We start from the raw sequence: 8143 nt of genomic DNA on the forward strand, positions 1-8143 counted from the left end.
GGATGCGCCGGTCGCTGGCCACCGAGCTGCTCGAAAACACGCATATGGGGATCGAGCAGGTCGCCGAGCGCGTCGGCTTTGCCGACGCGACCAGCTTTCGAAAAGCATTCAGGAAATGGACGAACCGCTCACCCTCCGATTTCCGCCACCCCGAACGAGGCCCGCGCAGCTAAAATGCCGCGTGAGCCAAGGCCGCCAGGAGGTGCGCTTCCCGCGATAACATCCGCTCCGACATCCTCGCGGGCCGGATCGAGCCCTCCCTATGTTGCCAAGCATTCGGGCTCCCTTGAGTCCCTTTGCGGCCTGCTCACTCGCTGCGAATTCGTTCCGCGTATGTTGAAAACGAGCGGGACGGCCTCACCGTTGCGGCGCGGGCAGCCAGCGACCCGCCGATGTTGCGCAGTAGAGCAGGTCTAACCGCCCGTGCGTGCATCCAGGAACAGTTGAGTGAAGGGCTTTGCCAGGATGGGCTCCAGCTTCGGCACGATCGCCTTGATATCTGGCGTAACCATGTGGGCATCAAGCGCAGCCTTGTCCTTCCACCGTTCGAAGGTCAGGAAGCGGCCCGGCTCGCCGATGACTTCCATCAGCGTGTAGACCAGACACCCCGGCTCTTTGGCCGACGTTTCGGCGAAGGGAACGAGCAGCGCGCGCAGTTCATCCGCCTTGTCCATCTTGGACACGATTTCCGCGATCACGAAGTAGCCGCTCTGTCCCGTCGCCTCGGCAGATGAGCCGGCGATTACGGCAGCTGCCGCGCCGCCGAAAGCGGCTGCTGCCACGAACGCGCGGCGATCCAATTTCGACATGGCAATTCCTCCCTTTCAGTTGTTTTTCATTGCAAGCCAGCAGCAAGCCAAAGCCGGCCATTCCCAGGCTGTCCTTGACATTTACCTGGAGTACGAATAGTTTGCACACTATATATTGAGAGTCAATCATATGCTGAACGATATAATGAACCGCATCAGATTTTCCTGACACGGCTTGCGCAAGCGCGATGGCTGACGATGGATGCGGCTGAGCCACGCTGGTGTCTTGCGAGTCGAGGCTGATATAATGAAAACGCGAACAATGATCCTGCGACGCGATGCCAGGAATCGAAGCAGCCGGAGCCCAGTCGCGCCGGTCGAGATGCCCGGGCTCGACAATCATCTTTGCTTTGCGCTCTACGCCGCCAGCAATCACATGACGCGCCTGTTCGTGCCCTTCCTCCGCAAGCTAGGCCTGACCTATCCCCAATATCTGGTTCTGGTCGTGCTTTGGGAGCGCGGGCCGCGAGGCGTCGGAGATCTGGCCTCGGCGCTGCAAATGGACCTGGGCACGCTTTCGCCGATGCTGAAGCGCCTCGAGGCCAAGGGACTGGTTACACGACGACGGCAGGCAACGGATGAACGTCGCGTGCTTGTCGATCTGTCGCCTAAGGGCGTCTCGCTTCGAAAGCGAACTGAACAGATGTTGGGCGAGTTCTACTGCTTTCTGAATATGCCTTTGGACGAGCTTTTCGACCTGAAGGATCGGCTTCGTCATTTCGTAAGCTCGGCGGGGCCCAAGGAAATAAAGACAACTCCTGTCAAGCTATCGCAGCCAGCGTTCTGAACCAACATTTATCGACGAGAGACGAACGCGGTGGGACGAGATCAAGCCTGCCGATATCACCGTCGGCGATTGAACGCTGTCGCGGCTGAGGATCTCAAGAAGTCCGGCACCACGCGATTCGTGATGCAGTCGACCGGCTGCAGGCGCGCCACCAATGGCGGGGTCTGAAGTCCGTTGTCGTGGTCGAAAGCCAGCGCGAAACCGCACGCTGCGACGACGAATATGTCGCCAGCCTCATCGCCGCATCATTTCCTTCAATTGCCCTTGTCACAGGCCATTCACACTCCTAAGATTGAATATCTTTAGAAGACTACTTATAATTGCAGTACCGGCATACCTGCGCGGCTGTTCTGCGTTTCTGATTCTGCGTTCGTGTTCTGCGTGCAACACGTTCTGCGTTCATGGAATGCGCTTCAAGAACTTCCCTGCGGATAAGTTTTTCGCGGGCGAGATTCGACTGGCGCGCATTCAGGATAGTTCTGGCTCCCTTCTCGAATTCAGCCATGAGGCCGCTAACATGAAAACTCTTTTTTCCGTCACGCGGGCCGCCGTTTTCGGCGCTCTCGCGGCTGCGCTCTCGCTCACCGGAGGCGCAAGCGCGCAAACGACCGACACCACTATCACCGCCGGCGGCACGCCGCAGACGCTGACGAGCCTGTCGGCGAACCTGAGTGCCGGCGCTACCGAGTTTCCGACCGAAAGCGGAAGCCTGACGCTGAGCAGCGCCGTGCTGCTCGGCGGGCCGGTCACCCCGCCCAACATTCCGCTCAACCGCTATCTGTCCATCTTCGTCTCCGACGTGGATTCGGTCAACAAGCTCAAATTCTCGCAGGTCATGAACCAGCTCGTGGCGCAAAGCGGCCAAAGCTCGCTGACCGCCAAGGCGCTCTTCAATCAGTGGTTCGACACGGAGGCGCAAAAGCCTGGCGTGTTCCCGCTCAACGAGCATTGCGACGACTTTAGCCCGCCGCTGCCGACGAGTGGCATCGCCGACTTTACCGCGCTGTCGAAAATCAACAGTTTCCCGTTCCGCTGTCCGCGGCTCGAGGAGAATGAAGCGACAAGCGATCCGTTCACGAACGACGACATCTCGAACCCGAACGCCTATAGCGCCATCGCCTTCTCCAACCGTTTCGATCTCGCCGGGGCGCCGGGAACCTCGCCCACCTATCCCAACGGCGATTGCGGCGAATATCGCATCGTCTTCGCCCGCAACTCCGGCATCGCGTTCGAACAGCGGGCGTCGGACCCCTTGAACCGCAATCTTCTCATCTTCGAGGCCCGCGTCGCCCATCCGCTGCCAGCGGCGAAGTGGCCGACGGGCTGTTTCTCCATCCTGAACTTCTGGTACAGCCTTTCGAATCCGGCCATCACCATCCCGCAGCGCGGCAAGATGCTCGCGAATTTCTATCTGAACGGGCTGCCGGCGACGACCGTCACCATCTCTGGCGCCAACGTCGCCATCCCGGCGATCCCGCCGATCGTCGCCATCGAGAACTACACCTTCGGCCACGGTCAGATCCGCACCAACTCGTTCATGCTGAACGATCTGGTGGGGCTCCAGAACCCGCCTTTCAACTGGACGCTGCGCGAGTTCAAGACCTTCTTTCTTCTTGATCTGTTCCCGACGCTCGGCGTCACGGCCTCGACCGCGACCGCGCTTGCTTCGGACGGCGTCACGACCCTGAACGCCTCGCTTGCGCCGGACGGCTCAGTTGTGATCAACGGCCAGACCTATGCCAGTCTTTCGATCGTGCGCGACTCGACGAAACAGACTGCCGGCGACCTGTTGTTCGTGGACGGCGAGGGCGACACCAACGAGCCCGCGCGATTTGCCAAGTTGGAGGATGCTATCGACGAACAACTGACGCAGCTGCTCGGCAATGTGAGCCCGGGCGACGTCAACCAGATCCGCTTCGCCACCCCGACCGCCGACAAGGCCGTCAACGCTTATGAAAGCGACGAAAAGCAGTGCGACATAGGCGACATTTACTACGCCTATACGCATACACCCGCGACCGAGAGCGACAACGACATTACGGCCCCGCCCGCGCTCTGCCCCCTCGCGGTGCCTCCGACCCCGAACCCGATGTTGCAGTCTGCCATCCAGGCCGACCTGAATTCGCTCGGCGTCTTCACCTTCACGCCGGACAATGTGGTGCGTCGCCTGCGCACGCAGACCTGCGGGGGTTGCCATATATACAGTAACCACGACACGGGCCTCGGCGGCGGCGCGATCTGGCCGGACAAGATCAACGCAACACCGTCGTTGCCCTTCACGCAGGAGTCGGAGCTCAACCTCGTGCCGGCGGTCGGCGGCAACGGCAGCCGTTACGCGATCTCTGCGGCGGTTGAATGCTTCCTGGACTTCCGCACCAACCTCATCAACGAGACGTTGTTCGGCCTGCCTCCGCCCAATCCGCCGAACCCGCACTGCCCGACGCAGTGAGGCGAGCGGCAGCCTTTTACAAAGCGGCGGGTCTCGGGCCCGCCGCTCTACTTTTTTCTGCAAGCGGGGGTGACCCGCCGCAGTTCACCGCGGCTTGGCCAAATCAAGGCGATACCGGGTATGACGCAGCTCTCCGGTCCTGGTCAATGCGCCCTTCCCGAACAGGTCCTGCAAATCTCTTGTCGCCGTGGCACGGGAGGCTCCGGTTATGCTGATATAGTTCTCAGCGCTCAAGCCGCCCTTAAAGCCGTCGATGCCTTCGCGGAATATCCGGGCGATCACCTTCTCCTGACGCTCGTTGAGCGAGCCGCGATGCTTCTGGTAGAATTTGGCCTTGGCGACGTGGAAATCCACCCGCCTGATGGTGATGTTCTGGGCTTCCAGAATCGTGTTCGCAAAATATTTGAGCCAGCTGGTGATCTCGGTCTCTTTATTGCTGCGCTCCAATGAGGCGTAATAATCGCCACGCTTCCGCTCAATCGTATAGGCGAGCGCAATCAGGCTGGGTTGACCAAGATTTTGCGCGAGGGATTTTTCCGCGAGGGCACGGCCTATGCGGCCGTTGCCGTCTTCGAACGGGTGAATACACACGAAGTACAGATGGGCAATTCCGGCGCGCGTCAGCGGCGACAACGGAGTCTTGCCTCCAGGGGCAGTATCGTTGAACCAGGTGACGAACTGCTTCATCTCGTCCGGCACGCGGCTGGACGGCGGAGCCTCGAAATGCACCGTGGGCTTATGGATCGGGCCCGAGACGACTTGCATGGCTTCGGCGTGGGTCCGGTAGCCGCCAACAACCTGGATGGATTCAATGCCGCTCAGCACCATGCGGTGCCAGTCGAATATCGTCTTGTCGGTAAGTGCGTCCGCAAAGCTGCGGTAGAGATCGACCATCATTTGCGCGATGCCGCGTTCAGCCGGTGTTATGCCGGGCCGTTCTGCTCCCAACCCAAGCTGATGGCGCAGTGACGACTGAACGCTGTCGCGGTTGAGGATCTCGCCCTCGATTTCGGAGGTTTTTACGGCCTCGTCGCTGATAAGCTCGATTTTGAGGGCGTCCTGGTCATCGGCCCCGATATGCTTGAAAACGCCAATGAATTCTCCGGACTGGAGCAGGAACCGCATTTCCAGCGGCTCCAAAGCCGTTGTATCATATTTGAAATTCGGCCAATCCGGCTTTTCCCAGTTCCAGCTCATGAGCTATAGGCGTCCCTTCTATAGCTCATTATTTACAAAAAATTGAGCTATAGCAACAAATTCTATAGCTCATGCGCCCCGTTAAGCAGCCTCTAGACAACCATCAGGTGGTGGTATGTCTTTCCAGCGAAACTACCTAACCGTCTATTATAAACCTCGATCGGTGTGCGCATAATGTTTTGTCGATGCCCTTGAGCAGTGCCAATCCTTCCTTGTTCCCTATGGTTCGGGCTTCGTAACGGCGGTCGAGACAAATATTCCTGCCGCCTCATTGGCGAAGCGGCAGGCGTCGATGACCGCATCGCCATCGGCCAACCGCGATGCCAACGTACCGAGGAAGCAGTCGCCCGCGCCATGGGTCGAGACGGCTTTGACTGGCACGGCGTCCAATTCGACCGGCGTCTGCTTGGGCGCGGCGACAACCATGCCGCCGCTGCCGAGCGTCACCACCACGGTTCTTTGGGCCGCGCCGAGCGTGTCGAGCGCCGCGCGCGCGCTGGCATGGTCGGATACCGGGACGCCGGCCAGCATCTCCGCCTCGACCCGATTGACCACCAGCACATCAACCAACGCGAGCAGGTCGTCACCGCCCGGGCGGGCGGGCGCGGCGTTGAAGACAATGGTCGTGCCGGCTTCGCGTGCGGCCCGCGCCACGGCGACATTGACGGCGTGGGGCACCTCATTCTGGAGCACCAGCACGCGGGCTCCGCCCAGACGATCCCAACTCACGCCGATGCCGGCCGGGTCTATGGCCAGGTTGGCACCGGAAACGATGACCGCGCCGTAGTCACCGTTGGTATCGACGATGGCCACGCTCATGCCTGAGCCGACCTTGTCGTCAACCGCGACGCTGGTTCGGTCGACGCTGGCGGCGTCGAGGTTCGCCAGCAAGCGGCCGCCGAATTCATCGTCGCCGACGCGGCCGATGAAGGCCGTCCGCGCGCCCTGGCGGGCCGCTTGGACCGCCTGGTTGCCGCCCTTGCCACCACAGGTGCTGAACCAGGAAGTGCCCACAACGGTCTCGTCGGCGCGGGGCAGGTGTGGCCCGTGGACCAGGATGTCGAGATGCAGACTGCCGCAGACGATGACGTCGAACTTCGGTCCAGACATGAAGATTCCTCTCGGCGGGGGCGGCCAGGCGCATCCCTGAGTTAGCATCGTTTGGCCCGGACGGCTGCCATGGTGCCGTAGCCCTTTTGCGCAACCGCGATGAGACGGCATCCATGATGTTGAGTTGGGCAATCCGCCGAACCTGCTCTGCAACTGCGACCGGTCGGCCCGATTTTTTTCGGCGTATGAGATTTCACGGCGCAAACAGCGCAGCCTGCACGATCTTCTGGCTGGCCACCGAATTCTGGGTGGCGATGGCATGGCTGAGAGCCGGCGCTCTGCGGAGCCGCTCGACAATGGTTTTCATGGCGAGAACGCTATCGATATTGGCGGCGCATTCGGCGACGGGATCGAGCCCGGAAATATCCGGGAACGTGTCAAAATAGAGCAGGCCGTCGTAGCCTAAGCTGTCGAGCGCATAGAGCAGCTCGATCGTCTGCTGAATGTGAACGGCGCCGACCATTAGTCCGTCGTCGCGCTTGCCGTAGCTGTCATTGAGATGCACACCGAGCAGGCGGCTGTGCCGGGCCGCCAGCATCGCCGCATAGGCCGGCATTTCTTCCGCATAGAGCACGTGGGCGAAATCGAGGGTGACGCCGAGGTTCGGTCTGTCTGCTTCGCGAATCGCCAGAAGCGTGGTCGCGACATCGGGAAGGAGCGCGAACGAGCGCGGCTCGTTGGGCTTGTATTCGAGGCTGACCTCGACGCCCGGATCGTGCGAGGCGACCTCGCGTATCGCCTCGACCTCCATCTCCCACACGGCTTTGTAGTCGACCTGGAAGGAGTAATCGAACCCGTCCTGCCCGAGCCAGAGCGTCATGGTTTGGCCACCGGCCTTGCGCATCGAATCGATGCCCTTGCGCGTCAGGTCGATCGCCTTGCGCCGTACGACCGGGTCAGGATTCGTGAATGCGCCGATCTTGAAGCTGGGATCGGTATAGTAACGCATGGCATAGCCATTGAGCGCGACACCGGAGCCGGCCAGCCGCTCGACGACTTCGGCCTCGGTATGGCCGTCGAGATGATCGGGGTAATTCAGATCTACGGCATTGAGGCCGGGAACGGTGGCTGCGCGCTCGATGAGATCGAACGTGGTGGCTTTACCGTTCTTGAATTTCCAGTAATTTTCTGCGCCGACTCGGAACGAATTCAGGCGCGCCGCAAACTTGAATTCGCGCAAATCAGCCCCTCCTACCCCTATAAGGCGTCCCTAAGCTTGGATCTCAGGCATCGAAATGTTCCAACATTTGGTAGGTAAATTACCAGCAGATCATTTCCGAAGACGGGACGATGTTTCATTTTGCTCACTGTTCAAATCTCTTGCCGTAAACAGCACTTTACAGATTGCGTTGCAACAAATACGCTTGGTACATGAAGCAGCCAAGCCTTTTCGATCCCAAAATCTTCCTTGCCAAGGTGGGCACGGGGAAAACGATCCTTGAGCTGCACAAGAATCAGACCGTGTTCCAGCAAGGTGACATCGCGGACACGGTTTTTTATCTTCAAAAAGGAAGGATCAAACTGACCGTTCTGTCCGAACAAGGCAAGGAAGCCGTCGTCACAATCCTCGGGCCGGGACAATTCTTCGGTGAGGGCTGCATGAACGGCCACAAGATACGTATCTCGACGACAACGGCGATGGAAGATTGCATCGTCACGTCAATTACAAAAGCTGCAATGATCGTCGCCCTTCACGACGAGCCGAGGTTTTCGGAGCTGTTCATGGCTTACCTCCTGAGCCGGAACAGCCGAATTGAGGAAGACTTGATCGACCAGCTATTCAATTCCAGC

General features: G+C 59.8%; 8 protein-coding genes. 4 read left to right on the forward strand and 4 right to left on the reverse strand.

Features of this window, described 5'->3' with window-relative positions; translation table 11 throughout:
* Nucleotides 1–2: 2 nt before the first annotated feature.
* On the forward strand, nt 3–173 hold the full coding sequence (locus ABSG20_RS23795) for a helix-turn-helix domain-containing protein (RefSeq protein ID WP_423866960.1): 171 nt from the start codon (nt 3–5) through the stop codon (nt 171–173).
* Between the two features lie 240 nt (nt 174–413).
* Here ABSG20_RS23795 and ABSG20_RS23800 read toward each other — a convergent pair whose 3' ends face one another.
* The gene (locus ABSG20_RS23800; RefSeq protein ID WP_423866953.1) at nt 414–809 is read right to left on the reverse strand and encodes a putative quinol monooxygenase; all 396 of its coding nucleotides are present in this window, start codon (nt 807–809) and stop codon (nt 414–416) included.
* A 322-nt stretch (nt 810–1131) separates the two neighbouring features.
* On the opposite strand from ABSG20_RS23800, the gene ABSG20_RS23805 reads away from it, so the two are divergent.
* Nucleotides 1132–1596: a MarR family winged helix-turn-helix transcriptional regulator gene (locus tag ABSG20_RS23805; protein ID WP_423866954.1), complete on the forward strand. Its 465-nt coding sequence runs from the start codon at nt 1132–1134 to the stop codon at nt 1594–1596.
* A gap of 406 nt (nt 1597–2002) precedes the next feature.
* Nucleotides 2003–4045 carry a hypothetical protein gene (locus ABSG20_RS23810; RefSeq protein WP_423866955.1) on the forward strand — a complete coding sequence of 681 codons (2043 nt, stop codon included), beginning with the start codon at nt 2003–2005 and terminating at the stop codon, nt 4043–4045.
* 84 nt (nt 4046–4129) lie between these two features.
* Here the strand turns inward: ABSG20_RS23810 and ABSG20_RS23815 are convergent, their stop codons facing one another.
* The 3 genes from ABSG20_RS23815 to ABSG20_RS23825 all read right to left on the reverse strand — a co-directional run bounded on the left by ABSG20_RS23815 (nt 4130) and on the right by ABSG20_RS23825 (nt 7532).
* A complete protein-coding gene (locus ABSG20_RS23815) occupies nt 4130–5242 on the reverse strand; it encodes a Fic family protein (protein ID WP_423866956.1) in 1113 nt (370 codons plus the stop codon).
* A 219-nt stretch (nt 5243–5461) separates the two neighbouring features.
* On the reverse strand, nt 5462–6352 hold the full coding sequence (locus ABSG20_RS23820) for a ribokinase (protein ID WP_423866957.1): 891 nt from the start codon (nt 6350–6352) through the stop codon (nt 5462–5464).
* A 193-nt stretch (nt 6353–6545) separates the two neighbouring features.
* Nucleotides 6546–7532, reverse strand: coding sequence for a TIM barrel protein (locus ABSG20_RS23825; RefSeq protein ID WP_423866958.1), 987 nt, complete (start codon nt 7530–7532; stop codon nt 6546–6548).
* A 191-nt stretch (nt 7533–7723) separates the two neighbouring features.
* Between ABSG20_RS23825 and ABSG20_RS23830 the strand changes: the two genes are divergently transcribed.
* Nucleotides 7724–8143, forward strand: a 420-nt coding sequence (locus tag ABSG20_RS23830; RefSeq protein ID WP_423866959.1) for a Crp/Fnr family transcriptional regulator, incomplete at its 3' end; no start/stop codon positions are given.

Source organism: Bradyrhizobium sp. (assembly GCF_049512235.1).
Classification (GTDB): domain Bacteria; phylum Pseudomonadota; class Alphaproteobacteria; order Rhizobiales; family Xanthobacteraceae; genus Bradyrhizobium.